Raw genomic sequence first — 26,572 nt, forward strand, 5'->3', positions numbered from 1 at the left:
ATTATCCATTTCCTCCGCTACCGTAACCCTGGTTGGATTCTAGAGTAGTAAGTATCCCCGCTTAAATTTTCACCAATTAGAGACTTGTCCTTCGCTGAAATGACGGTCCCAGCACGGTCTACCATGACGATGCGCTCATATTCCTTCCCGGCATAAGCATACTGCTTGTACAAGAAGCTCTCATTCACATTAATCATCAGCAGCCCGAGCGGCTTCCCGCTCTCAAAATCCTTTAAAGCGCGAACTGCCGTAATGAAATGGTTCTCATTAACAATGGGTATCAGGCGCTTGGACGGGTCTGCCAGCCAAACAATTCCACCGTCATGCTGCATGATTTCGTCATACCAGCTTTCCTGTTCCAGCGTATGAATCCCGATTTTGCTGCCGTCATAATAAGTATGGAGTTCAAAACCGTTTCGTCCGAACACGGACGTATAATACTCAAGCCAAGTGAACGCAAACTTGTAATTGACGATCATTTTGATCAAAAATTGCTTCTTGGCGGCTTCCTCATAGGATCCCAACCCGAACGGCTGCATCAGCATACTGTGCAGATCCTCGTTAGCAAAATATAAATTGGACACGGACACGACATCTGCCGCCATTATGTTAAGCTTCTCGGATATGAGCCCGAGCATGCTAAGCGTAGAAGCGCTGGCCTGCTCCTCCAACGTGTTCTTGGAAATCGTCAGTGACACATAGCTGTAAAGTCCTAATGGAAATACAATAAGGCATAAAAAAGCGATCAGCAGCTTTCTTTGAACACTGCTTTTACTATTGAACCATTTGAGCCGCATTATGGCCCTCCTTATTAAGGCGCTTACATTTTTTCCTGACCATTGTATCACGTTTTAACCGCAGCGGAACTCGGGATGCAAAAAAAGACTGTAGGCCAAAAAAACCGTTCGGCTGTAACAGCCGAACGGTTCTGAACAAAAGCTATCTATGATATATAATGACAGGCGGCAAAGTGTTCCTCTCCGTGCTCGGCAAGCTCTGGAGCCGTTGTTTTGCACAGCTCCGTCGCATACGGACAGCGAGTATGAAAGCGGCAGCCGGACGGAGGATTCTTAGGACTTGGAACATCCCCCTGCAGGATGATACGTTCCCTGCGGAGATCAAGCGAAGGACTTGGCACCGCCGACAGCAGCGCCTTCGTGTAAGGATGCAGCGGGTTGTGGAACAGCTCCTCGGATTCCGCAAGCTCCACAATTTCTCCCAAGTACATGACGGCAATGCGGTTGCTGACATGCTTGACGACGCTCAAATCATGGGAAATGAACAAATACGTCAGGTCGAACTCCTCCTGCAAATCCTGCATCAGGTTAATAACCTGCGCTTGCACCGACACGTCCAGAGCCGACACAGGCTCATCGCACACAATATATTTGGGGTTCAGCGCCAATGCTCTTGCAATGCCGACCCGTTGGCGTCTGCCTCCATCCAGTTCATGCGGATAGCGATGGTACCAACGCGGGTCCAAGCCGACCTTCTCCATCAAATGGACGACTTGATCCATTCGCTCTTTGCGGCCTCCGCCCATTTTATGGACGACCAAAGGACGCATGATCGTTTCACCGATCGATTTGCGAGGGTCCAAAGAGGAGTACGGGTCCTGGAAAATGATCTGCATTTCTCTACGGAGCTGCTTCATCTGCTTGTCCGACAAGTCCAGCACATTCGTTCCGTCGTAATGCACCGCCCCTGAGGTCGGCTCGAGAAGCCTCAGCGTCAGCCTACCGGTCGTCGATTTGCCGCATCCGCTTTCGCCAACCAATCCGAGTGTTTCGCCACGGTAAATATGAAAGCTGATCCCATCAACCGCTCGAACTGGCTGTGAGCCTGAAGCAAAGTGTTTAACGAGCTGCTTAATTTCCAGCAGCTTGTCTTTCGTTTGAGCTTGCGTTATCACCGCGTTTCCCTCCCTGCACCGGCTTCGGCTGCTCCGCTCTCATACAAAAAGCAGCTCACCTTATAGCCGTTGCCGAAATCTACGGCAGGCGGTCTTTGGATGGAGCACTGCTCCATCGCGTGAGGACATCGGGGATGAAACACACAGCCCGTTGGAAGCTCAGCTGGATCTGGAGCCATGCCTTGAATCGGTGTCAGCCTCCGCTTCTTCTTCTCCATCGTAGGAATCGAATCGAACAAGCCTTGCGTATAAGGGTGCCTGCTGCGAGAGCGGAATACTTCCTCGATCGATCCGAATTCAACGATTTCTCCGGCGTACATGATCGCTACCTTATCGCATACCTCGGCTACGATACCGAGGTCATGGGTAATCAGCATCAGCGAGGTTTGCAGCTCGCGTTTGAGCTTCTTCATCAGTTCAAGCACTTGAGCTTGAATCGTTACATCAAGCGCCGTCGTCGGTTCGTCAGCTAATAACAGAGCGGGATCGCAGGCTAACGCCATCGCAATGCCGACCCGCTGACGCAAACCTCCCGAGAATTGATGCGGATGATCGTCCGAGCGCTCAGCTGGAATGCCGACCAATTCCATAATGGACTTGGCCCGTTTCCTTGCTTCATCCTTCGTCACTTTATGATGGGCCCAGATGACTTCAGCGATCTGATCTCCTACCGTGTAGACTGGATTCAACGAAGTCATGGGGTCTTGAAATATCATCGAAATGCGATTGCCTCGGATAGCCCGCATATCGGCATCCTTCACCTTCAGTAAATCTTTGCCTTCAAACCATATCTCCCCATCGGCATACCGGCCTTGGGACGGCTGGATCAGCCGCATAATGGAAAGCGCCGTCGTCGTCTTGCCGGCTCCCGTCTCGCCGACGATGCCGATAGATTCGCCTTTTTGAATAGCGAGGTTGACCCCGTTGACGGCATGGACCACTTTGCCTTCCGAAGCATAATGAACATGCAGATTGCGTATTTCAATTAACGGTTCAGTCACTTGTGTTCCTCCTTACTGCTTCAAGCGAGGGTCCATCGCATCGCGCAGACCGTCTCCGAAAATATTCAAAGCCAGTACGATGACGGCTATCGCTACTCCCGGGAAGGTCGTCACCCAATACGCCTGATAAATATATTCCCGGCCCTCACTCAGCATAGCGCCCCACTCCGGAGTCGGAGGCTGCAGCCCCAACCCGAGGAAGCTCAACCCAGCGGCCGATAATATTGCCCATGCCACACCGAGTGTAGCCTGAACAATAATCGGAGCCATACAGTTCGGCAAAATAGTGCGGAAAATAATCGAAGCGTCCGTCTCTCCGATCGCTTTGGATGCCTCGACGTATTCCAAATCGCGAATCGTCAGTACACTCGCGCGCACAATCCGCGCATAGGTAGGAATATGGGCAATGCCTACGGCAATCATCACATTAACAAGCCCCGGTCCCAGTACACTTACAATGGCGATAGCCAAAAGTATACCTGGAATCGCCAGCAATATATCCATGAAACGCATCAGCACGTTATCGAGGCGTCCACCATAATAACCGGATACGGCACCGATGATGCCTCCGGATATAATCGAGAAAAATACAGCTACAAAGCCGACTTCTAGCGAAATTCGCGAGCCATAAATAATGCGGCTCATAATATCCCGGCCAAAGCCGTCGGACCCGAGCCAAAATTCGTGACCCGGAGGCTCCAGTATTTTCTCCAAATTCTGCTTATCAAATGGATATGGCGCCAATAAATCGGCAAACAACGCCGTAAGCACCAGCAACAGCAGGATGATCAAGGAACCCATCGCCATCTTGTTTTGTCGCAGACGGTACCAAATGTCCGCATAAGGCCCCTTTCTGCGAGCTCGCTTTAACGGGGGAACAGCGGAATTATCGGAAGTGCGCACATTGAAGCTCATGTTCGGTTCTCCCTTATTTCAATTGAGATTTGATGCGCGGATCAATGTATGAATATAAAATATCGACCAGCAAATTAACGAGCACAATAATAAAGGTGATGAAAATAACACTGCCTTGTACGACAGGGAAATCTTTGGCGCGAATCGCATCAATCATAAATCTTCCGATTCCCGGCCATGAAAATACCGATTCCGTCAAAATTGCACCTTCCAGCAAGGCGCCAACCTGCAATCCGACTACTGTAACAATCGGAATCAACGCATTACGGAACGCATGGCGGAAAATAACGACTCGCTCTGTCAGCCCTTTGGCGCGTGCGGAACGGATATAGTCCTGCCGCATAACTTCTTGCATGCTCGACCGGGTCATCCGGGTTACAACAGCCGCCGTCTGAGTACCCAGCGCTATAGCAGGCAAAATCAAGAATAAAATGCCTCCATAGCCCGATACGGGAAGCCACTGCAAATGAACGGCAAATACAAGAATCAGCATAATACTGAGCCAAAAGTTAGGAATGGAGAAGCCAATCAGCGCCCCCACAGTGGAAGTGTTGTCAAAAAAGGAATAGGGCTTAGTAGAAGAGATAATTCCTACCGGAATACCGATAAGAAGGGCGACAAGCATTGCTGCGATGGTTAGTTCTACAGTCGGCGGGAAGTGATGCATAATACTTGCGAACACACCCTGTCCGTCCTTGATCGAGGTTCCGAAATCAAATGTAAAAATACCGATTAAAAACCGGAAATATTGCACATACATAGGGTCATTCAAGCCGAGGCGCTCCCGCATATTCGCGATGTCCGCGTCGGATGCCTGAGGTCCCAAAATAATTTGTGCCGGATCCCCTGGGGTAAGCTGCATTAAAATAAATACGATCAGTGATACCCCTATAAGCACGGGAATCAGCATGACCACACGTTTCAATATATATTTAAGCATGCCATTCTCCTTCTCTTAACGACAAAAACAAATGGGAAAAGAGAATACTGTGGGGTTTCCCCCACAGTAATGTTGTCGATAGCTTAGTCTACGCTAACTGAGTACATTTTGTAGTTTTGCGTAGGCATATTTACAAAGCCGTGTACGCGTTTGTTCAAACCAACGATACTTTGAGCTGCTGTCAAGAAGCCCCATACCGCATCATCATAGATGAGCTTTTGCGCTTGTTCATAAGCTTTAACCCGTTTTGCTTGGTCGCCTTCCGTACGTCCCAAATCAAGCATTTTATCTACTTCAGGGTTCGTGTAGAAAGTGCGGTTACCGGATGCACCATGGTTTTTGGAATGGAACAGTCCGTACATACCGTTATCAGCGTCACCTGTAACTGTAGTCCAGCTCATGATGAACATAGGCAAGCCTTTGGCCGTTTGCTGCAAATAAGCTCCCCATTCAGTTACTTGAAGCTTCACATTGATGCCTACTTCTTTCAACTGCGATTGAAGAATCGTTGCAATTTTGCTATCGATTTCTTTATCACTCAAGTATAAAGTCGTTTCAAAGCCTTGCGGATAACCGGCTTCAGCCAGCAATTGCTTCGCTTTTTCCGGATTATACTCATAAGCCTTCAAATCTTTGTTAAAGCCGTTAAGTCCTGCTGCAAGAGGGCCAGTCGCCACCGAAGAGAATCCTTGGTAAGCCCCTTTAACAACAGCATCTTTATTGATGGCATAGTTGACGGCTTGACGTACTTTCACATTATCGAACGGCTTTTGACGCTCGTCAAAGCCCAAGTATTTAAGGGCAAAGCTCGAACCTTTATCAACAGTGACCGTGTTGTTGTTATCGAAATTTTTAACCTGTGCAGGAGGCAGATCCAGCACGACATCGACTCCGCCCGTGCGAAGCTCAGCTACGGAAGTAGCTGCTTCCGGAATGATGCGGAACGTTACGTTATCGACCTTTGCCGGTCCTTCGAAATAATCGTTATTTTTTTCAAATACGATTTGGGAGGACTTGTCCCATTTGACGAATTTGAACGGTCCGGTACCAACCGGCTTTTTACCGTAATCGTCTCCGGCTTCCTTCACGGCTTTCTCATTCAAAATGGACATGCCGACATGCGTCAAATTGTACAAAATCGGAGAAAACTTCTCTTTAGTAACAATTTGCACCGTATAATCATCAATGACCTTCACTTCTTTTACCGAAGCCAGCAAAAATGCCGGAGCAGCCGCTGTTTTCGGATCTAGCAAGCGATCGTATGTAAATTTAACGTCGGAAGCCTTCAGTTCTTCGCCATTGTGGAATTTAACACCCTTGCGAAGCTTAAATTCCCAGGTTAGATCGTCAACTTGCTTCCATTCCGTCGCCAAGGAAGGCTTCAGCTTCATGTCCTGAGACAAGTCGATCAATGTGTTGTAAATTTGCTGCATCGGATTGGCAGAAGCCGAATCATTCGTTTTGTGCGGGTCAAGCGTAACTGCGTCAGCCGCTTGTGCCACAGTTAATGTTTTGGGCTTGCCGGATGCCGCATTGTCCTGCGGTTTCCCTGCACTGTTCGTTTGCGCTGCCCCTCCGCATGCTGAAAGCGTCAAGCTCGCAGCCAGGATGAGCGAGGTGATGCCAAACCACTTCTTCATTTCTAGTTCCCCCCAGTTAGTCAATCTATATCATTTAAGAAATAAAACCGAACTCCTGCGGATCCCGAAGATCCAGTATGAATGCTTTGAGCAGCTCATTTGTATGCTCCAGATCATTCAAGTCGATAAGCTCGACTGCTGAATGCGCATAGCGAGAAGGAATGGAAAGAACGCCTGTCGGCACGCCCGCACCGGATGTACTAAGTGCGCCTCCATCCGTACCAATCCCCGGAAATACCTCGAGCTGATGGGTAATTCCATTTTGTTCCGCCAAACGGACCAGCTTCTTGCGAACAGCGAGACTGGCAATCAGACTAAAGTCCATCACCTTGATACCAACGCCTTGACCCAGCGCCAGCGTTTGATCCATCATCGCCTCCGGGGTATCGCTGACAGCCGTCGTATCGACAGCCAAAGCGACATCTGCTTCAAACTGGCGGCCTGCTGTGGTAGCACCGCGTAGCCCCACCTCTTCCTGAACGGAAAAGACGAAGCAGACTTCACCGTGCACCTGCGAGAAATCGATCTCTTCGAATGCCTTCAATAGTACGGCGCAGCCTGCGCGATCATCGAATGCTTTGCCGACAAGACGGCTAGTGCCGATGCGCTCTACTTCGGTCGCCCAAACGATCGGATCTCCGACTCGAATGCCGAGCTCCAGTGCTTCCTCTCGGCTACTGACTCCTGCATCTATGTAAAGTTCAGAATGCTTACGTACTTTTTGTATATCGTCGTATTTCGCCATATGAGCGGAGATGGTGCCGATAACTCCCAGTACCGGTCCTTTTTCCGTAGCGATGCGGACTTTTTGCGCAAGCAAAATACGGTCGTCATGTCCTCCGAGCTTTTCGAAGCGAATGAGTCCGTTGGACTGAATTTTTTTAACAATAAATCCCACTTCATCCATGTGAGCCGAGACGATCAGCTTAGGTCCAGGGAAGCTTCCTTTGCGGATAGCGATGACATTTCCAAGCCCGTCGACCCGAAATTCATCTGCTTTATCTTTAATTTTGCCGACAATATAACGAGCGACCTCATGCTCAAAACCGGACGGTCCAGTTAGAGAACATAGGTCATTTAAGGTTTTTTCCATAGGTTTTCCTCTCTTTCCGTGTCTTGCACAAATCAATGTTCGGATAACCACTCTTATGAAATTTATTCCTCTAAATCCTATTTGTCAAGTAAGTAATTCTTTTGTTAACAAATTGTTCACTGTATATCCATTAATTTACCATCGATCAAATATTTGCCTTTTGTAGGTTGGAGAACATCGGAGAATTCCCGAGTTGGAAGAATGTCAAAAAAGCCCTTTCTCCTCAGAGAAAGAGCTTCCTAGTTCTTTGTTATCACTTAGTGATTGCCTGCTTCCATTTTAATCCTTCGAACCTTTTCCTCCCGCTCAGGCTCTGTCAGCCGCGGGCATGTATAGCAGTAGCCATGGTCTGTATCCGTTTTGTATGCCAGACAGCATACCGGTTTGATACGCATTTGCTCGCCGGGCACTTTAGGATTCTCCATCATTCGAAATTGCATATTGAACGGATTGCGGGAACGCCCGAATACGTGAGGCTCCAGATCATAAAAGAGCATGTCCATATCATGCTTCAGGCAGCTGAGCTCTGCTTCCGATTGTGCTTCTTTCAACCATCGATCCTTTGCATAGTGCATTCGGGTAATCATTGTGGACCAAAGAAGTCCAGCATGGATGGGAATGACCGCGGCGATGCCCTCAAGCAAAGGCCTGACCTGCCGTCCGTAAAATAACGTCATCTCTTCTTTAACCCGATCGCTTCGGTTCAGCCAGGAGAGCTGCTCTCCCCGCCACTCCTTAATCCGGAAAGCCAATGCGATTCTGCGGCCGTTATCGTGAATCTGCACCTCCATATTTTCTAAGGAAAGGTCCGGTATGAACGAATCATGCCACAGAGAATATTGGAAGGCGGTACATACCGCACCAAACCAACTCGCAAAATACGTTGCCGCCACATCGGGCTCCAACGCCTTAAGCAGCGGGGCATAAGTATGGATGAACGCTTCCGCCCCTTGTCTTCCGACAAGGCAGGAAAGTGATGCGCCGAACAGCGTACCAGGCTGATCCTCCAAGACCACAAAAAACTGATTTTCATAATACGCTGTATCCACTAACTCCGAGGCCCCTTCCTATATGAACACCTGACAAGAAATTTGATGACAAATGATAGGTAATTAAATGAAAATGATTCTCATTTACATAATAACTATGTTCAGTAAACATGTCAATTTATGCGGAATTCATGCTCTTCCATAAAAATACATGAAACGATTATGCTAGTCAACGCAAGTTATGGTTAACTATTACACACTTTCTATTTCAACATGAACGTTACATTATCTCCGCTTAGAATGGGTGTCAGCAGAAGCAGCCAAGCTGCTGCTTTAACGCTGTTTTTCAGCGTTAACCGCAAAAAAGATGGCCCGCTTTCGCGAGCCATCTTGTCCATTCAATCTATCTAGAGCTGCTTTCCGCTCCTCTTAGCCGAGCGTTTTTTCACCTTTTTTCCAGTTGGCCGGGCACATGCCGCCGGACTGCAGCGCTTCAAGAATGCGAAGCGTTTCATCGACGCTTCTGCCGACGTTCATGTCGGTAACGACTTGGTAGCGAAGGACACCTTCAGGATCGATGATGAACAAGCCGCGATGAGCAGCGCCTGTAGCGTCATCTAGGATACCGTAAGCTTTCGCTGTCTCCTTCTTAAAATCCGAAGCCATCGGGTAGCTGATCGGTCCGATTCCTTGCTGATCACGCGGAGTATTAATCCAAGCTCTGTGCGTATAGATGCTATCTACCGATATACCTATTACATCGCAATCCAGCTCCTGGAACTTGTCGTAGTGATCGCTGAAGGCGATAATTTCCGTCGGGCACACATAGGTGAAGTCAAATGGCCAAAAGAAGACCATGACCCAGCGGCCACGATAGTTTTCCAATGACACGTTCTCCTCCAGTGTCTCCAGATTAATAGTCGAAGGGAGATTGAACGTGGGTGCTTTCAGTCCGATTTTTACCGTTTCTGCTGCTGTTGTTGTTGTTGTCATAGTAATTTCCTCCTAATGGGTTTTTATTTTGGTTTTTATATTTATAAATTTTAGAAGCCTAATGGGTCCTACTTGTTTATTGAGCCAAAGCTTTTTTAATACGGGTCGGATTCAGACCGAGGATCCTTGTTTCACCGATTACCGTTACGGGAATAGAGCTCATCCCCATCTCTTCCAACTCGTCACGGAAAGCATCATTTAAATCGATGTTGCGTTCCTCAAACGCGATATTTTGCTCCGTTAAATATTTCTTCAGTTGGCTGCAATAGGTGCAGGTTGTGCTGGAATAAACGATAACTGGGGTTGTTGTTGTAGACATGGACTATTCCTCCTTGGATTGTATAAGTAAATTTTTATTTGTACTGCGGAATCAGCTGTTCTCTGCGATGGATGAACTTGTCGACCGCCATCGCGGCGATAGCTCCGTCTGCAGCGGCGACTACCGCTTGCTTAACCGGGGAGCGACGAACTTCACCGGCTCCGAATACACCGGCTACAGGCGACTGCATATATTCATCCAGCACCATGAAGCCGTTCTCGTCTAGCGGAACCTGATCTTGCAGGAAGTCGGTTCCCGGTTTACTGCCTGATAGGAACACGAAGACACCATCGACTGCAAGAAGCTGCTCCTCACCGGCAGGGGATTTCACCCGAAGCCCTTCTACGTTCTGATCACCGATAATTTCCAGCGGTCTTGTTCGAAGATACACCTCGGTATTGTCCAACTGCGGGAGCGTCTCCGCCCCTTGAAGCTCATTGCGCGGCACAACAAAGTGTACCTTGGAGGCTATTTTATTCAGCGCCAGCAATTCATCCAGCGCTTCCTCCGAATCGCCGATCACGGCGATTTCCTTGCCCTCGTAGAAGGCCCCATCGCAAGTAGCGCAGGTACTTACGCCGCGTCCTAGCAGCTTTTCCTCACCAGGAAGCATCCGGTTGCGGCCTTTGGAGCCCGTCGCCACGATAACAGCCTTAGCTTCGAACATACCGTCTGCCGTAAACACATACTTCAATTCGCCTTCCAAGTCAACCGCGGTAATGGTCGTCTGTTTAAACTCTGCTCCGAAGCTTCGAGCTTGGTCGCGAATACGATCCAACAGCTCCTTGCCGGTAAGCTCTTCAGCAACCCCCGGGTAGTTGGCGATTTTGTGCGTCAGAGCCAAAGCACCTGTGCTAGGCGCTTTATCCAGAACCAACGTGGACAAGTGTCCCCTTGCCGTGTAGAGAGCTGCCGATGCGCCGGCAGGTCCGCCACCGATAATGATGACATCGTACATACAATCACTCCTTACAAATTCATTTCTATATTTGAACTTAAACTAAATCTAATTTGTTGATAAATGAATCATAACATGGTTGGCCCAGTCCATCATGAAGGTTTGATTAAGCTATCATGAAGATTTCATGAAGCTGCCTCCTAGACATGGAAAGGTGGATTCAGCGACAACGTCGCCAAACCCACCCTTCTATTCTATATAACCTATTAATCAGCCAAGCGATACCCAACCCCACGAACGGTTTCAATATAGGTCGGGGCCTTCGGATTGTCCTTAAGCTTTTGCCTTAAGCTTTTTACATGAACGTCCACCGTGTTGCTGCCGCCGAAATATTGATCTCCCCAGACGCGGTCCATCAGCTCCTGCCTGGAAAGCACCGCGCCATCTGTCTCCAGCAAAGCTCTCAACAGATCAAATTCGGTTTTGGTCAAATCGATGCGAACAGAACCAAGATAGGCCGCCATTCGTTTATAATCGACCATCAATTCCTTGCGCTGCACTTGATCCACCCGTTCGTCAGGAGTCCTGCCTCCGCCAAGCAGCATGGATTGAATCCGATCAAGAATCGACTCTGCTCCAGCCGCAGACCAGATCAAGGCATCATCATAAGATGACAAGGTCGACTCCATCAGTCTCTCCGTACCTTTTACGAGCAAGATGGCTGGTGCAGCCAGCAAATGAGGACGGGCCTTCGGTTGTATCGCTTCATATGTCGCATCAACAATGAGCAGATCGATCGGCAGAGCCGTAAGCGCCTGCTCTTCCAAATGGTGGAACACCAGAACATCGTAGCACTTCGCCGTCAGTTCGCGAACCAACTCATGCAATGCATGCGGAAACGGGCTGATGATTACGATGGTATGCGTAGTGGAGCAAAAGGCTCCTATCGGCTGCCCAGCTGCAGAATCTTGTATCGCTACGGCTGGCCACTCGTTCACTTCTCTTTGCTGCTGCATGAAGGGCACACTCCTTTGAGCAAAATATGTTCTTCCTCCACAACGTAACCGGTCTCTTCCGCAACCGAACGCTGCCACTCGGCCGGCACATGCGTGAACACTTCATCAACCTTACCGCATACACGACAAACGATGTGCTGATGATCCTCCGTGCGGGAATCGTAACGGCTTGCATCGCCTTCCAGCTTCAATTCTCGAATTAGGCCTTCCTCGGTCAAATATCGCAAGGAATTATATGTTGTCGCATAGGCGAATTGGTGTCCTCGTTTATTCAATCGGTCGATAATTTCAGCAGCGGTTGGATGATCTGTGCTCTCCATTACTATTTCATAGATCGCTTTTCGCTGGGGTGTCAGCTGTCCTTTTCTGCTCATGATCATTTCCTCCGGTACTCGTATTATATTTAGATTAATTCTAATATTAAACTTAGTCTAAGTCAATATATAAGAACTACCGGACCAGAAATAAACAAAAAAGCAGTGCCTTAAAGCAGCCTGCCCCATTGAGCTATCTGACATTCGTCAGGACTGCTCCATTTTTTATACTACATCTCTAATCTAAGTATGTTGTTCCATTAAGTAGTGCTATTTTTTATTCCAAGAGATAAATTCAATGTTCACAGGTTCCGAAGGCGTTGTACAGCATAGCGAAAGATCCCTAGCTTCTCCTGCAGATTCGAACTCCGAATCCTCTTTCGTATAAAAAATCTCCCACGCATTCCCATCCGGATCATATATCCAAACTTTATCCTGAACGGCATAGCAGCAGGTCGTATTCATTTCATCAATAAGTAGAAGCCCCGACTGACGCAAGCGCTCTCCTATCGCCAGCACCTCACTTGTGTCGTTCACCTGAAAGCCAAGGTGATTTAGTACCCCTTCCTTTGCAAAAGGCCTTATATTTAAGGAAAAATGTAGTGCAGGGTCATCCAGCTCAAACTTGGCGTAATTATTCTTAACCTTGGTTGGCTCCGTTCCAAAAAAAGCACGATAAAACTCCAATGACTTTGTTAAATCGCTACAATTTAAAGCTACATGCATCCGTTTAATCATAGATTCTCCTCCTTATTTGCCCTCATTCACAAATTTTTCGATTCTCCATCGAATAGCATCACGAACCTCACGGAATTTCGCCATAATTTCTTCTTCCATTCCCTGCGCTTGAGCCGGATCCTCGAATCCCCAGTGCCACTTCACAACGCTTCGATTGGAGATGACGGGACAATGCTCATCCGCATGCCCGCAGAGTGTAATCACATAATTCGCGCGGCTCAACAACTCAGGGTCAATCACATTGGACGTATTACCGCTAATATCAATACCTATCTCACTCATGACCTTCATCGCTCTCGGGTTCAATCCGTGCGCTTCCAGACCTGCGCTTTTCACCTCGTACTTATCTCCTGCGAGTGCATGTAACAAACCGTCTGCGATTTGGCTTCTACATGAATTTCCAGTGCATAAAAAATATACGAAAGGCTTGCTCTCCATAATGAATTCCTCCTTTTAAATATTAAAAGCTCTGCTCCTAAGCCCTTTGCTCATCTCTACTTGACGCTTTGTGACCCACAAGCAATCGGATTAGACCAACGATCATGGCCGTAACTATCGCTATCCCTGCAATCCATAACCAAACATTCGGATTGCCGACCTGAATCCAATAAAGCCATATATAAAGGGCTGCAAGCGTAATAAAAAGCGTTGGAACCGTCAGGATCATACCGATTTTAAAATAATAGCCCCAACTAATTTGAACCCCCTTACGGGATAAGACGTGCAGCCAGAGCAGCGTAGCCAAAGATCCGATCGGTGTAATTTTGGGACCAAGGTCAGATCCGATTATGTTCGCATAGATAAGGGCCTCGCGCAGAACGCCTTGTGTCCCTGTTCCTTGAATAGCCAAGGCATCGATCATTACAGTCGGCATGTTATTCATGATGGAGGATAAGATAGCCGCTATAAAACCAGTACCCAATGTAGCCGCGAACAGCCCCTGATTAGCTATCCACTGGATAACGCCACCTAGTCCATCCGTCAGACCGACGTTGCGCAGCCCATAAACAACCACATACATGCCAATAGAGAAAATAACAACAGCCCATGGGGCCTCCTTAAGCAGCTTCTTCGTATGAATGACCGGGCTTTTGCGGGCGGCGATTAAGAGCATAATAGCAGCAGCCCCTGCAATCATTGACACCGGAACAGCAAAAAGCTCGCTAAAGAAATAAGCTACCAGCAAGACAGCAAGAATTATCCAGGACAATTTAAACAAACCTTTGTCTTTAATCGCATCAGCCGGCTTTTTCAAATGAGAAGTGGGATACGATGAAGGAATGCTTTTGCGAAAATACAAATACAGCACCAACAAGCTAGCCAGAATCGAGAAAAAGTTGGGAATCAGCATACGGCTGGCGTATTCCACAAATCCGATGTCAAAATAATCTGCTGACACGATATTAACCAGATTGCTAACGACAAGGGGAAGCGAGGCCGTATCCGCAATAAAACCGCTAGCCATAATAAAAGGAAGCACCTTGTGCTCATCAAACTTTAACGCTCTGACCATGGCCAGAACGATCGGAGTTATAATCAGTGCGGCTCCATCATTGGCAAACAACGCGGCAACTGCCGCTCCAAGCAAAATCAGATAAACAAACATGAGCGTTCCATTGCCTCGCGCTCTTCGTGCCATATGCAGCGCTGCCCACTCAAAAAATCCGATCTCATCTAGCACGAGGGAAATAAAAATTATCGCTACAAAAGCTAGGGTAGCATTCCACACTATGCCGGCAACCGTACCCACATCCGCAAAGCTAACGATGCCGCAAAGCAAGGCCAATACGGCTCCTCCGGCTGCAGACCAGCCGATATTCAATCCCCCAGGCTGCCAAATGACCAACGTCAAAGTCAATGCAAAAATAATAATCGCAAGGATGACCATGATAAGCTCCCCATCCTACTCGCAGCAGTTATTCTTAGTGTGTTGATCTTGAAGCGACGGAAGGTGCTCTATTAAGACTCTAATATATGGTGGGAGCTCTGCTTTCAAGGAATAATAAATCCACTGTCCCTTCCTGTTTTCGTTGACAATGCCTCCATCCTTTAATTTACGTAAATGCTGACTGATCCCGGGCTGGGAGATCCCAATAAAATCAACGATTTCGCAGACACAAAGCTCCTGATCCTTAATAAGAGCTACAATCGTCAACCGGGTTTTATCACTCAAAAGCTTGAGCGTTTCTGATATTTCTTGAATCTGATCCATTTGGGCGTTCTCCTTCTCAGATGTAATCGTTGAAATCATTATATAATCATTCACTTATATAATCAATTACTTATATAAAATTTTTACAGCAAAAAAGGCCGAACAGGACTCCGTCCCCGCTCAACCTTTTATTTGTTCAACATCATATAATAAACGAATTACTGCGCGGTCTTATAGACCCTTCCAGCATTCGGACCAGGTGTGCTGAAACACTCCTTGCGAGCAGCACAAACCGTGTTTTTATGCTGCTTTGCGTTATACATCGCATGATCAGCATCATTAATGAAGTCACGCAGTGTACGATAATCACCCTCGAAAACCGCCAGACCTATACTCACAGTGACAGCCAAATCACCGTATTCTCCTGCTTGAACATACCGCTTCTCTACTCGAGAGCGAATACGCTCAGCAACCTCTTCACCCTCCACCGCATCAAGTCCTGGCAGCATAAGGGCAAATTCTTCTCCGCCCCAGCGGCCGATGGTATCCGATTTTCGTACCGAGCTTTGTAGACAAGCGGCAACCTCATGCAGCACCTGATCGCCGATCAGATGACCGTATTTCGTGTTAAAGCCGCGAAAGTCATCAATATCAATGACCGCAAGCGTAAGCTTGTCTTTGGTTCGTTGTGCCGTGCTGAAGCTGTGTTCAAGCTTGCGAAACAAGAATCGCCGATTATACAAGCCCGTGCCATCATCGATGATACTGAGCTCATACCAGCGAACGCACATAAGCGTTAGGAGAGCACTTGTGCTAAACATGAGCAGCAGAGCGGCTCCTATCCCGTATATCCCCTGCTTTTGCAAATAAAAAGCAATAATCCATATGGCGGAATTAGCCGCCGCGCCGAGTACTACAAGGGTTTTCTTTGGCATACAACACATCCTACAACAAGGTTTAGCGGTCGTACTTTCGGATCAAGTCCGTCAAGGCTTCACGGAACAATATGGATTCTTTCTTCTTCAGCTTCTCCGCTAAGGTCTTCAGCTGACGAACCATTGTTGCAGGATAATAACAGGTCTTCATGACCATTTCTTCATTTGGCGGCAGAGAAACCTGGTTCCTTCCGGCTTCCTTCGCCGACATCAAAGCCGCATTCGCAGCACGCATTAAAGCATTTTCATCCTTGGCATCCCGTGGGTACTGGGCAATTCCTACCGTGACGCTGATGTCCGGAGCCTCATCAACCGAGGGGAGATGGAACCGGTCTCTGGAGGCTTGTACAGCAGCACGCACCGATTCCATCTTCAAAAAGCCCTGCTCCAGGCTGTAATCCGCCAGCATCACCGCGAATTCATCCCCCGATACCCGGAATACCACGGTTTCCGACGTCTCTTCCTTTAAAATATCAGCGATTGTTTTCAATACATGATCTCCAATGTCATGACCGAACAGAGTATTGATCTCCATGAAATGATCTACATCAATAAGCGCTAGTGCAACACCCTCGCATTCTTTGGTCGTCTGCTTTAATTGAAGCTCCAGTGCTTCACGATTGCTTAATCCGGTCATTACATCCTGCCTGCTCTTCATATACCCACATCCCTATAAAAAATTATATATATAATATTATATATAGATATATACATGTAAAATATGGAAATGTGAATCAAGTCTTTATAAGCCATTCGCAAATTCATGATGTCCACCCCATTATTGACAAATTTCATTGACATACTTATAATTGTTATAGCAACTATTAATGAAGCCGACTACTTCTATGAAGTAATTTCACATCCCCCGTGAAATTACTTTTTTCTTGCTTTGTATAGCTTTTAGGCTGATGAATAACCTACCCGACATCAGACACAATAAACATAAGAAAGAAGCGATCATCTCTATGCATAAACCAGAACCTACTCAAGAAGCCCCTTTATGGAGCCGCAATTTTATAACGATCTGTTTCAGCAGTTTTTTTGTTTACATGACATTTTATATTTTGGCAGTGACGCTTCCGACATTCGTCCTAGAAAATTTACATGGCAGTAACCAGCAAATCGGTCTAGTCACTACAGTCTTCATTATTGCTGCAGTTATATTCCGTCCGCTGACGGGTAAATGGCTCGATGAGCTCGACAAGAAGAAGATCATCCTTTTCTCGCTCATCCTTTTCGCTATCTGCAGTATTCTTCATCTAGTCGTAACAAATTTTTATATCCTGCTATTGCTGCGATTTATTCACGGCATCAGCTTCGGTATTGCAGCCACAGCTACCTCCGCTGTCGTCATTCATATTATTCCAGTTAACCGCAGGGGAGAAGGAATCGGTTATTTCAGTCTTTTCATGAGCTTGGCTATGGTTATAGGTCCTTTCCTTGGATTAACGCTAATGAACAATTTCAGCTTCAGCGTTTTGTTCATCGCCTGCTTCGTTCTCGCGCTTTTATCCATGGTCTGCGGAATGATAACTCAGCTTCCTACAACGCCGGCTCCAGCCAAAACAGCTTCATCGTCTTGGGACTGGAAAAAATTCATTGAGCCCAAAGCCATTCCCATTTCATTGGCTGGATGCGTGCTGGCTTTCTCTTATGGAGCCATTTCTACATTCATTTCCGTCTATGCAAAAACGATCGGTTTAGAGAAGGTAGCAAGCTATTTCTTTATGGTGTTTGCCGCTATGATTTTGATATCTAGACCTTTTACCGGAAAACTGTTTGACCGCAAAGGCGAGCACATACTGGTCTATCCGGGCATTATCTTGTTTGTTGTCGGTATGATCTGGTTGAGCCAAGCGAATACCGCTTTTATCTTCCTGCTCACAGGCGGCATTATCGGTCTTGGCTTCGGCGCGCTGCTTCCAAGCTTTCAGGCCCTTGCCGTTAGATCGGCACCCAGTCACCGCAGTGGCTTGGCGACAGGAACCTACTTCGTATTTTTCGATTCCGGCTACGGGCTCGGTTCTTATATTCTTGGCATCATTGCCGCTCAAACCAATTACCACACCATGTATTTGGTGGGCGGCATTGTCGTGGCTTTCACCGTCGTGCTTTATTACGGGCTGCACCATCGAAAGCAAAAAGTTCAAACCGCGTAAGATCGTCTTTCAATGCAAAACAGGCTGCAAGGAATTCAAAGCGAATTCCTTGCAGCCTGTTTGCATTTATAGATGCTCCCGACGAAATTGCTCGATAATAAAAGTACGAAACAGCTCCGCAGACGGAGACAACGTCCTGTCTTCGACCCATGCCAATCCGATTTCGCGCCTGCATAGCGGCTCTGTGACTCGCATGCGTTTGATTTTGCTTGAATCAATGCCCGTGAAGGTAGGAATCAATGTGACGCCAAGCCCAGACGAGACAAGCACGGATACCGTCGCAACATCGTCTCCCTCGAATTTGATCTTGGGAACAAATCCTGCCAAGCCGCACAATTGATCTGTCAACGTACGCATCCCGTAGCCTCTTTTGAACGTAATAAACGGCTCCTCAGCCAGCTCTGCGAGACGTATGGCGTCTTGGGAGGCCAGACGATGATTCGCTGGAACGTACACGAACAGCTCCTCTTCAATCAATTTATGCCAAGTGATGCCTTTACGGTTTTCGAGCAGCCCAACAATACTAAGATCCACCTCGCTGTGAAGCAGCTGCTTGTGAATGATCGTCGTCGGACTCTGGTGGAGCAGAAACTCCACGTTAGGATATACTCGATTGAATTTACTTAATAATTCCGGCAAAATGCTCAGCCCGAAGGTCATGACGAATGCCAGAGAAACCGAGCCCGTGTAGGGGTCCTGCATTTGATGAAGCTCTTGAACCCCATCCTGGATTTCCTGGAGAGCGCGGTCTACCCGCTGCAAAAAACGTTTGCCGAACGGATTCAACTGTACGGAACGGCCAATCCTGTCGAACAAAGCTACCCCAAGCTCCTCCTCCAGATGAGTGATCGAACGGCTTAGGGCAGGCTGCGAAATCGCCAGCTGCTCCGCCGCTTTAGTGAAATGCTCGGTCTTCGCCACGACTCGAAAGTACTCCAGCCGCTGCCATTCCATAGAAAACGCCTCCATTTTATCATAACCAAAATGCATCATTTCTATATCAATAATAAATTGGACGTTATCAACTGGCAAGGAGTAGACTTGAGTATCATCAGTTTCAGTCACAAGTGGAATAAGGGGAGCTCATTATGCCATACATTGAAATCGGAAGCAGCGCCTATCGGCGCACACTATTAAGCATGCTGCTTGGGAGCCTGGTCACATTTGCCATTCTTTACAGTCCACAAACGTTGATCGGCGCTTTTGCAGAACAATTCAACGTCTCGCCATCGACGGCAAGCTTTGTCATCTCTTTCTCAACGATGATGTTAGCCGTCAGCATGCTGTTCGTATCTGTGTTTTCCAATGCATGGGGAAGAAAAGGCGTCATGAGCGTCTCGTTATTCGTTACATCAGTGCTCGCCATTATATCCTCATTCAGCAACAGCTTTCATTTGCTGCTGGCTTTAAGACTTCTAGAGGGAGTCAGCCTGGCAGGCTTTCCGGCGATTGCGATGACTTACTTGAACGAGGAGATCTCTCCTCGCAGCATAGGCCGGGTTATGGGAGTATATGTCGGAGGGACGGCGATCGGCGGCTTCGTAGGCAGGGTATTCGTCAGTGCCTTAACGGATTTGTTCTCCTGGCATGTGGCGCTGCTGGTTTTGGGCATATTCAGTCTTCTGTGCAGTATCTGCTTCTGGCTGTATTTGCCGAAATCACAGCATTTTCAACCGGCCGGCATTTCGTTTAAGCATGCGATCAACGGCTTTAAGAACGGATTAGCTAATAAAAAGCTGCTTATACTCTATTTAATAGGCTTTCTGCTGCTGGGTGTTTATGTAACCTTGTTTAATTATTTGGGGTATCCATTATCTCAGTCGCCTTATTATTTAAGCCAGACGGTAATTGGCTTTCTGTTTATTTTTCAACTGATTGGCTCCTGGAGCTCCTTCCTATTCGGAAAGCTGGCCGACAAGCATTCACGCGCGGGACTGATTGGTATAGGCATCGCCTTAACGCTTATCGGTGCGCTGCTCACGCTGTACGGCAGCCTTGTCTTCATGATTGCGGGGCTCATTCTTTTCGCTTTCGGCTTTTTTGCAGGGCATACGGTGGCCAGCAGCTGGGTCGGTAGAATCGCGCCAGCTTCCAGCAAAGCTTACGCTTCATCCTTATACTTACTGTTCTATTACACAGGCTCTAGTCTTATCGGCTGGTCCGGCGGCTTCTTCCTTGCTTCCTTCCACTGGTCAGGGGTTATTGCTTTCATATGCGTGCTTCTTGTCCTTACTGTCCTGCTCGTTATCCAACTCAGAAGTGAACCGGCATCCCAAACCAGCATCGGGATGGAAAAATAGCTTCCATCCCGTGCAGCGGAGATGAGATTCTCCCGAAAGTAAGCTCAAGAGCTTGTTTCCTCTGGCACCGGTCCATCGAATAAAGTTGTTAAAACGTTAATACAGCTTCTCCGATACAGCCTTCGCTGTCCGCTCCTGGTATTTACGAGCGGCATCGCCCATCTGCAGCGACACACCGGCATACAATATATCAATGACGGTGAGCTGCGATATTTTCGCAGCCATAGAGCTGCCTTGCAGCGGGTTCTCGCGCGCGGCCATCAATAGCTCAACATCCGCCAGCTTCGTTATCGGTGAGCGGGCGTTATGCGTAATGCAAAGGATCTTGGCGCCAGCTTCCTTGGCCAGTCGCAAATTCTCGATTGTATCCTTGGTGCTTCCCGAAACTGATATCCCTACTGCTACATCGTTACTGGACAGCAAGGACGCAGCCATCGCCTGAAAATGCGTATCCTGCCTGGCATCGCATCGTTTGCCGATTCTCGTAAAGGCATGCGCCGCTTGAAGCGCCGTCAGCCCTGAGGAGCCGACACCGTAAAATTGGATCGATTCCGCAAGAGCCATCAGCTCGATCGCCTGACTCAGCTTATGTCCGTCCAACAGCTGCCCCGTTTCCTCCAGTATGCGACTGTGAGTCGCAATGATTTTGTGCGCGAGCACGGACGGCGCGTCGCCGCTCTTTACCTCTTCATGAGTATGGGTCACAGGCTGCACCAAATCCTGCGCAAGCAGCAGCTTGAAGTCTTGAAAGCCCTTGAAGCCCAGCTTGCGGCAAAACCGCAATACTGTCGTCTCACCTACATCCGCTTGCTCCGCCACATCCGTCACCGATTGGTAAATAACCTTCTCGGGATGCTCCAACACATATTGGGCAACTACCGTCTCCGTCTTGGTCATCGCATTAAGATAACTCCGTATGGAGAGCAGTGTATTTCCCGCTTCATGCAAAGTTTTCAATTGTCTGCACCTCTTCTATACTTCAAACAGGTATTTTTCTCCGTTTATTATATTTTTAACGGATATTTTTTTCAATATATTTTAACCTTTTCCGCTTTTCCTAATGAAAGACCCATGATAAAATGGAGTTATTTTCCACTACACCTTAATAAATTGGAGTTTTTTTCTATCAATCCAAGCGCGGAGGATGAAACCGAATGCAAAAAATCGTCTATTTGCCATTGGACGAAAGACCATGTAATTACCGTTATCCGCTTTATTTGGCCTCCATGACCGATATGGTGCTTGAGCTTCCTGCAATGAGCCTGCTAGGAGGCAAGAAGGCAGCGGCTGATACGGATGCCGTCGCCCAATGGCTCATTGGCGCAGCAAAAGGAGCCGACTACTTGATCGTGTCGATAGACATGCTCGTGCATGGAGGGATTGTTCCGTCCAGACTGCACCATACACCACAATCAGTATGTGAGGAGCGTCTCCACGTCCTTGCTAGGGTGAAACAGTGCAATCCCACCTTGCGCATATTCGCATTCAATCTCATCACGCGGGTTCCAGCCTATTCCAGCTCGGAGGAGGAGCCGGATTATTACGCCGATTACGGTCAGCAGCTTTACACCTATGGATGGCTAAAGGACAAGGCAGACCAGGGATCGTTGGACCCAGAAGAGCAGGAGCAGCTCGAAGCCGTTATGTCGGCGATACCGTCTGAGGTGTTGAACGATTTCTTGACCCGCAGGGATACTAACGCTTTCGTAAACACGGAAACAATAAAGCTCGTTCGAGACGGAGTTGTCGATTTCCTTATCATCCCGCTGGATGACAATGCCAAATATGGATTCAGTCCGCTTGAACAAAGAAAGCTATCGCTGCTGGCGGAGGAGCTTGACGTGAACGATCGCGTCATGATTTATCCAGGAGCTGACGAAATAGGCTGCACTTTGTTTGCCAGAGCGTTCTGCGAGGCCAACAAGTACGTCCCCAAAGCCTTCGTCCGCTACTCTTCCGTAAACGGGCCTTTTGTCGTACCGAAATATGAAGATCGGCCTCTTGGAGAAAGCATCAAGTATCATTTGACCGCCGCAGGCGCTGTAGCGCATGATCATTCCTACGGTACTGATTTTATATTGATGACGAACTCCCCTCCTGTCGGACAATCGGACATGAACGAAAGCCGGACTCCTTACGGACAGAGACATCGATCCTATTTCTCCGAGACGAATACCAAAGAATTTGTACAGGCGATTCGGCATTATATTCGTGAAGGACATACCGTCGCTTTGGCCGACGTCGCCGTCAGCAATGGATCGGATCATCCGTTCATGAAGCTGGTCGGCAGTGGCGGATTGCTCCATGATATAGCCGCCTACGCCGCTTGGAACACATCAGGTAATTCCATGGGGACGGTCGTCTCCCACGCCATAATTGAATCCTATTATCGCGGCCAAAAGAGTGATACAGTGGAGCGCTATGCCCGCAGTCGGGCTTATTATTACTTCCGTCTAATAGAGGACTGGGGTTATCAGGCGTTAGTGCGTGAGGATGTCATTCACCATGTGCTTCCTAAGCTAGGAGCAAGCTATTACGAGCTGAAGCATGTGCAGACACAAGTGTATGAAAGCATACAAACGAAGCTAGTGCAGTTTATCGCAGACTATCTACAAGAAGGTTCACCTTACCGTTTCCGAATCGAAAACGTTCATTTACCATGGAGCCGGATGTTCGAGGTGGGGTTCGACGTTATGCTGGAGCCGGATACCCATTCATAAATTGCATAAAAGCTCGCAGCGGCAGCCTTGGACTGTGAATAAAGCCCTTGGCTGACGCTGCTTTGTAGCCTTAACTTTTTATCGTTCATTTCATCCGTTAGCCGGGTTGATCATTGCAGACGCTTCTCATGCCCTTCTTCGGTTCCTCATCCACACGTTACTGCTGCTTGATTTTAGCTTCAACGATTTTGTCGATTTGTTCGTTGGAATCACGCAGTGCAGTGTTCACATCCTTCTCCTTTCTCAAGACACTTTCATAAGCGTCGAGAATCACCTTATTGGTATCACTGCCTTGATATTTGGAGATCCGCGGGACGGATGGCTTCAACTTAGCCATACTGCTCAAATTCAATGTCTTGTTCGCGAATTCAGGAATGCCCTTCCCGAACTCCTTTTTAACTACTTCACTCGTCAATACAGACATTTTACCGTTTCTGGCAAGCTGCAGCTGTACTTCATCCGATAGTGCAGTCTGGATGACAAGGAAAGCGGCTTGTTTATTTTTACTCGGCAAAGTAATGGACATATTCGGTGTATCGACATTGGTGCTGTATCCCATGGCATCCTTATGCTGAGGATAAGTGACAACATCCCAATTCATATCAGGGGCGCTCTTGAGAGCGTTGATCGTACTGCTATAGCCTGTAATCATAGCCAGCTCGCCATTAATAAAAGCCTTCTGATTTTCACCGAAGTTCATCGTATTATAGGGTGCGTCCGAGTTGCCAGGGTAATTGTATATGCTCTCCCATAACTCAAAGGCTTTCTTCCAAGGTTCCGTCGTGATCGTTGCCTTATTATTTTTATCCAGCTGATACAAAGTAATCTGATTAATCATCCGGTTCACGTTATCGGGATAAAGGCCGCGGTATTTAATGCCGTCATAATTTCTCGTGATCTTTTTACCAAGGTCTCCGATTTCTTCCCAAGTCATTCCGTCCTTCGGATAAGGAACAGCGAATTTGTCAAACAAGGTTTTGTTATAAAATAATCCGAATGCGTTGTTATAGACAGGCAAACCGCCTATAAAATTTTCCCCGCTGTTCACTTTCACATAATCCACCATTTCCGGTATAACGCGATTCAAATCAAAATTATTTTGCTTAATGATCGGTTCCATATTGTAGAGCAGCTGCAGATCGGCAAGCGATTTAAGCGTAGATCCGTAGCCTACTACAATGTCCGGGATGTTGCCGGCTGCAACAAGCTCGTTAAGCCCGGAGCCTTTTTCCGATGTATTAATGTATTCCAGAGTAATTTTAGGATATTTTTTGGCAACGGGGTCCTGGATATACAGTTTAAAATCACTTTCATTAAAGTTACCACTACCAGTTGCAAACTTCACAGTTACGGGCTCTGTAATTTCTTTGGGGATATCCGCTTCCTTGACCTTATTGGCATCTCCAGCTCCTCCTCCGTTACAGCCTGATAACGTAATCGCAGCACAAGCCACGAAGACAACGGTCTTCTTTATCAATATATTCGCCCCTTTTCATGATATAAAATGTTAAATAAAGCGCTTTCTTAATAATTCTAGGGAAAATCCAAACAATTGAGTATGTCTAATCTTCACATTATTATTCAAAAAATTCATATCTTTAGGTGAAAACGAATGGATTTCGATATAAATACAAAAAAACGCGACCCACACCCTAAGTGCGGATCGCGCTTTTAATTATTTTAACCGTTACAAGGTAAGTCCTCCGTCGACAACAACGACCGAGCCCGTCATATAGCTGGACTCAGGAGAAGCCAGGAATGCGACCATCGCAGCAAGCTCATCCGGTTGTGCGAAACGTCCCATTCTCATAATGGACACTTCGTCCGGTACATAGCCCGTTTGCTCCATTGTGGTAGCAACGCTATCGGTAAGAGCCGTTTTGACGCCTCCTGGGCAAATCGCATTGACACGAATCCCTTGCTTCACATATTCCAAAGCCGCTGCCTTGGTCAATCCGATAACCGCGTGCTTGCTTGCCGAATAGGCGCCGGCGCTGTGCTCGCTTCGTATCCCTGCTGTGGATGCTGTATTAATGATCGTGCCGCTGCCTTGGCTTTCCATGACCTTCAGCACATATTTCATTCCAAGGAAGACCCCTTTGACGTTAACCGACATGATCCGGTCGAATTCAGCTTCATCGGTGTCCGCAAGCTTGGAAAACTTTTGAATGATTCCCGCATTATTAAAAAACACATCTATACGTCCGTATGTTTGTACGGCCTCATTAACATAATATTGTACATCTTCACTCTTAGCTACATTCGCCTGAACGAAGATTCCTTCGCCGCCTTGTTCTTTCACAAGCTTTAAGGTTTCTTCTCCAGCTTCCTTATTGTAATCAACCAATACGACTTTGGCACCGTTCTTAGCGAGCTTCAAGCTGCTTGCTCTTCCTATACCGCTTCCTGCACCTGTAATTACAGCAATTGGGTTCGTATTCGTCATGATTCATCCATCTCCTTCAAGCAGTATGGGTTGGTTCTGATCTTACATAGAAAAAATGTTTAGGATATGATAGCAATAATATCTATGTGATAGTGTTACTATCATTACAATATTCATTATATCACCATCTATTTTTCTTTTCAATCCGTCCATTTCAAAAAAGTCCTTGAAAAAGCAGGCTCAGTTGACAACGATTAGTCATTTTGTTAGCATGGCTATCAATTATGACTGGATCGAGGAGTTGAATGCAGGAATGGACCCCAAGAGCAGATGGGAACAAGAACGGCTTGAAGGTAAGCAGCAGCGCCTCAGTAGTATCATTGCATCCGCGGAACGAGTATTCCTAAAGAAGGGCTTGGAGAAAGCCACCATGCAGGACGTTGCCAAGGAAGATAATGTAGGCATCGCTACCTTGTTTCGCTATTTTCCTAAAAAAGATAAATTAATCGTCGCGGTAGCCACCCGTCTTATGGAGTCTCAGGCTCCCATGTTTGAGGAAATCGCTCAAAGACAGGAGAGCTGCCTGAGCAAGCTTGAGCGTATCTTCGATTATTTCGTTTCCTTCAGCAGAGAAAATCGCGAGGAGCGCACAAAGCTGCTCGAAGCCTTCCAAAGCTACGCCGCTCAATCGCCCGAGCCTCTCGAGGATATTGATAAATACAATGCCGTATATCATCAGATATCGGCAATCTACCATCGAATTATCGAAGAAGGAATTCACGACGGCTCCATCCGGTCAGATATTCCGACGCAAGAAACATTATCGACGATGGCCAACGCGTTCGGCATCTTCGCGCAAAAGCTGTCACTGCAAAAAAACATCGTCATGCTGGAATCCGATATGGACTCGGAAACCCAGCTGCTGCTGATGAAAAAAATATTTTTGGAGTATTTACGTGCTCCAGGCAGCTCCAACAATACTTCATCAAACTAAATGTGTTGAAATACAAATAGACCGTACCCGCTCTAGGGACTGACCCCCGTTTGTGAGACAGGGATCAAAGCACCTTTCAAGTTTTAAGCAGCCAGTCGCCGAAAATCTATAGGCGACTGGTTATTTAGTTTCGTTTGAATGCGAATTGAGTTATAGTA

The 26,572-nt window shown here is 47.4% G+C and carries 29 protein-coding genes; 4 read left to right on the forward strand and 25 right to left on the reverse strand.

The annotated features are described in order from the left end of the window. Nucleotides 1-17: 17 nt before the first annotated feature. The 20 genes from BP97_RS0116990 to BP97_RS36665 form a co-directional block, all read right to left on the reverse strand. Nucleotides 18-797, reverse strand: a complete 780-nt coding sequence (locus BP97_RS0116990) for a cache domain-containing protein (RefSeq protein ID WP_028550163.1) — start codon at nucleotides 795-797, stop codon at nucleotides 18-20. Nucleotides 798-943: 146 nt separating this feature from the next. Continuing rightward, complete coding sequence (locus tag BP97_RS0116995; protein ID WP_028550164.1) at nucleotides 944-1,909, reverse strand: ABC transporter ATP-binding protein; 966 nt, start codon at nucleotides 1,907-1,909, stop codon at nucleotides 944-946. Next, nucleotides 1,909-2,913, reverse strand: coding sequence for an ABC transporter ATP-binding protein (locus BP97_RS0117000; protein ID WP_028550165.1), 1,005 nt, complete (start codon nucleotides 2,911-2,913; stop codon nucleotides 1,909-1,911). The genes BP97_RS0116995 and BP97_RS0117000 overlap by 1 nt, the downstream gene beginning before the upstream one ends. Nucleotides 2,914-2,925: 12 nt before the next feature. Beyond that, on the reverse strand, nucleotides 2,926-3,828 hold the full coding sequence (locus BP97_RS0117005; protein WP_028550166.1) for an ABC transporter permease: 903 nt from the start codon (nucleotides 3,826-3,828) through the stop codon (nucleotides 2,926-2,928). Nucleotides 3,829-3,841: 13 nt separating this feature from the next. Then, nucleotides 3,842-4,768, reverse strand: coding sequence for a nickel ABC transporter permease (gene nikB, locus BP97_RS0117010; RefSeq protein ID WP_028550167.1), 927 nt, complete (start codon nucleotides 4,766-4,768; stop codon nucleotides 3,842-3,844). Nucleotides 4,769-4,851: 83 nt separating this feature from the next. Continuing rightward, entirely contained in the window at nucleotides 4,852-6,408 is a 1,557-nt protein-coding gene (locus BP97_RS0117015; protein WP_028550168.1) for a glutathione ABC transporter substrate-binding protein, read from the reverse strand. 34 nt (nucleotides 6,409-6,442) lie between these two features. Further along, nucleotides 6,443-7,501, reverse strand: a complete 1,059-nt coding sequence (locus BP97_RS0117020; RefSeq protein ID WP_028550169.1) for a M42 family metallopeptidase — start codon at nucleotides 7,499-7,501, stop codon at nucleotides 6,443-6,445. Nucleotides 7,502-7,758: 257 nt separating this feature from the next. Further along, complete coding sequence (locus tag BP97_RS0117025) at nucleotides 7,759-8,550, reverse strand: (2Fe-2S)-binding protein (RefSeq protein WP_028550170.1); 792 nt, start codon at nucleotides 8,548-8,550, stop codon at nucleotides 7,759-7,761. Between the two features lie 203 nt (nucleotides 8,551-8,753). Further along, the gene (locus BP97_RS41425; RefSeq protein WP_269321914.1) at nucleotides 8,754-8,888 is read right to left on the reverse strand and encodes a hypothetical protein; all 135 of its coding nucleotides are present in this window, start codon (nucleotides 8,886-8,888) and stop codon (nucleotides 8,754-8,756) included. 31 nt (nucleotides 8,889-8,919) lie between these two features. Then, a complete protein-coding gene (locus BP97_RS0117035; RefSeq protein WP_028550171.1) occupies nucleotides 8,920-9,483 on the reverse strand; it encodes a peroxiredoxin in 564 nt (187 codons plus the stop codon). 76 nt (nucleotides 9,484-9,559) lie between these two features. Next, nucleotides 9,560-9,802 carry a glutaredoxin family protein gene (locus BP97_RS0117040; protein ID WP_028550172.1) on the reverse strand — a complete coding sequence of 81 codons (243 nt, stop codon included), beginning with the start codon at nucleotides 9,800-9,802 and terminating at the stop codon, nucleotides 9,560-9,562. 34 nt (nucleotides 9,803-9,836) lie between these two features. Next, nucleotides 9,837-10,760, reverse strand: a complete 924-nt coding sequence (locus BP97_RS0117045; protein WP_028550173.1) for an NAD(P)/FAD-dependent oxidoreductase — start codon at nucleotides 10,758-10,760, stop codon at nucleotides 9,837-9,839. Between the two features lie 206 nt (nucleotides 10,761-10,966). After that, a complete protein-coding gene (locus BP97_RS0117050; protein WP_051620674.1) occupies nucleotides 10,967-11,716 on the reverse strand; it encodes a winged helix-turn-helix transcriptional regulator in 750 nt (249 codons plus the stop codon). Next, nucleotides 11,695-12,090 carry a Fur family transcriptional regulator gene (locus BP97_RS0117055; RefSeq protein ID WP_028550175.1) on the reverse strand — a complete coding sequence of 132 codons (396 nt, stop codon included), beginning with the start codon at nucleotides 12,088-12,090 and terminating at the stop codon, nucleotides 11,695-11,697. Before BP97_RS0117055 ends, BP97_RS0117050 begins: the two co-directional genes overlap by 22 nt. A 210-nt stretch (nucleotides 12,091-12,300) precedes the next feature. Continuing rightward, the gene (locus BP97_RS36655; RefSeq protein ID WP_051620683.1) at nucleotides 12,301-12,765 is read right to left on the reverse strand and encodes an ArsI/CadI family heavy metal resistance metalloenzyme; all 465 of its coding nucleotides are present in this window, start codon (nucleotides 12,763-12,765) and stop codon (nucleotides 12,301-12,303) included. Between the two features lie 15 nt (nucleotides 12,766-12,780). Next, on the reverse strand, nucleotides 12,781-13,206 hold the full coding sequence (arsC, locus tag BP97_RS0117065) for an arsenate reductase (thioredoxin) (protein ID WP_028550176.1): 426 nt from the start codon (nucleotides 13,204-13,206) through the stop codon (nucleotides 12,781-12,783). 37 nt (nucleotides 13,207-13,243) lie between these two features. Further along, nucleotides 13,244-14,656, reverse strand: a complete 1,413-nt coding sequence (locus tag BP97_RS0117070; RefSeq protein WP_028550177.1) for an arsenic transporter — start codon at nucleotides 14,654-14,656, stop codon at nucleotides 13,244-13,246. A gap of 15 nt (nucleotides 14,657-14,671) precedes the next feature. Beyond that, nucleotides 14,672-14,980 carry an ArsR/SmtB family transcription factor gene (locus tag BP97_RS0117075; protein WP_028550178.1) on the reverse strand — a complete coding sequence of 103 codons (309 nt, stop codon included), beginning with the start codon at nucleotides 14,978-14,980 and terminating at the stop codon, nucleotides 14,672-14,674. A 158-nt stretch (nucleotides 14,981-15,138) separates the two neighbouring features. Further along, a complete protein-coding gene (locus BP97_RS36660) occupies nucleotides 15,139-15,855 on the reverse strand; it encodes a GGDEF domain-containing protein (protein WP_051620675.1) in 717 nt (238 codons plus the stop codon). Nucleotides 15,856-15,877: 22 nt separating this feature from the next. Beyond that, nucleotides 15,878-16,513 carry a GGDEF domain-containing protein gene (locus BP97_RS36665; protein WP_051620676.1) on the reverse strand — a complete coding sequence of 212 codons (636 nt, stop codon included), beginning with the start codon at nucleotides 16,511-16,513 and terminating at the stop codon, nucleotides 15,878-15,880. 250 nt (nucleotides 16,514-16,763) lie between these two features. On the opposite strand from BP97_RS36665, the gene BP97_RS0117090 reads away from it, so the two are divergent. Continuing rightward, on the forward strand, nucleotides 16,764-18,014 hold the full coding sequence (locus tag BP97_RS0117090) for an MFS transporter (RefSeq protein ID WP_156043244.1): 1,251 nt from the start codon (nucleotides 16,764-16,766) through the stop codon (nucleotides 18,012-18,014). Nucleotides 18,015-18,080: 66 nt separating this feature from the next. Here BP97_RS0117090 and BP97_RS0117095 read toward each other — a convergent pair whose 3' ends face one another. Further along, a complete protein-coding gene (locus tag BP97_RS0117095) occupies nucleotides 18,081-18,968 on the reverse strand; it encodes a LysR family transcriptional regulator (protein WP_028550180.1) in 888 nt (295 codons plus the stop codon). Between the two features lie 134 nt (nucleotides 18,969-19,102). Here BP97_RS0117095 and BP97_RS36670 point away from each other — a divergent pair, with 134 nt between their 5' ends. Beyond that, nucleotides 19,103-20,314 carry an MFS transporter gene (locus BP97_RS36670; protein WP_036746059.1) on the forward strand — a complete coding sequence of 404 codons (1,212 nt, stop codon included), beginning with the start codon at nucleotides 19,103-19,105 and terminating at the stop codon, nucleotides 20,312-20,314. Nucleotides 20,315-20,410: 96 nt separating this feature from the next. Here BP97_RS36670 and BP97_RS0117105 read toward each other — a convergent pair whose 3' ends face one another. Continuing rightward, complete coding sequence (locus BP97_RS0117105) at nucleotides 20,411-21,271, reverse strand: MurR/RpiR family transcriptional regulator (RefSeq protein WP_028550181.1); 861 nt, start codon at nucleotides 21,269-21,271, stop codon at nucleotides 20,411-20,413. Between the two features lie 197 nt (nucleotides 21,272-21,468). On the opposite strand from BP97_RS0117105, the gene BP97_RS0117110 reads away from it, so the two are divergent. Continuing rightward, nucleotides 21,469-23,034 (forward strand): DUF4127 family protein, encoded by a 1,566-nt coding sequence (locus BP97_RS0117110; RefSeq protein ID WP_028550182.1) that lies wholly within the window; start codon nucleotides 21,469-21,471, stop codon nucleotides 23,032-23,034. 157 nt (nucleotides 23,035-23,191) lie between these two features. Here the strand turns inward: BP97_RS0117110 and BP97_RS0117115 are convergent, their stop codons facing one another. Both BP97_RS0117115 and BP97_RS0117120 read right to left on the reverse strand, forming a co-directional pair. Continuing rightward, a complete protein-coding gene (locus BP97_RS0117115; RefSeq protein WP_028550183.1) occupies nucleotides 23,192-24,511 on the reverse strand; it encodes an ABC transporter substrate-binding protein in 1,320 nt (439 codons plus the stop codon). A gap of 210 nt (nucleotides 24,512-24,721) precedes the next feature. Then, on the reverse strand, nucleotides 24,722-25,480 hold the full coding sequence (locus tag BP97_RS0117120; RefSeq protein WP_028550184.1) for an SDR family NAD(P)-dependent oxidoreductase: 759 nt from the start codon (nucleotides 25,478-25,480) through the stop codon (nucleotides 24,722-24,724). A gap of 184 nt (nucleotides 25,481-25,664) precedes the next feature. Between BP97_RS0117120 and BP97_RS0117125 the strand changes: the two genes are divergently transcribed. Next, on the forward strand, nucleotides 25,665-26,414 hold the full coding sequence (locus tag BP97_RS0117125; protein ID WP_231506322.1) for a TetR/AcrR family transcriptional regulator: 750 nt from the start codon (nucleotides 25,665-25,667) through the stop codon (nucleotides 26,412-26,414). Between the two features lie 83 nt (nucleotides 26,415-26,497). Here the strand turns inward: BP97_RS0117125 and BP97_RS41715 are convergent. After that, nucleotides 26,498-26,572 (reverse strand): IS3 family transposase (locus BP97_RS41715; protein WP_442952371.1); only part of this gene is annotated, 75 nt, incomplete at its 5' end.

This window comes from Paenibacillus sp. UNC451MF (genome assembly GCF_000686845.1).
Taxonomy (GTDB): Bacteria; Bacillota; Bacilli; order Paenibacillales; family NBRC-103111; genus Paenibacillus_S.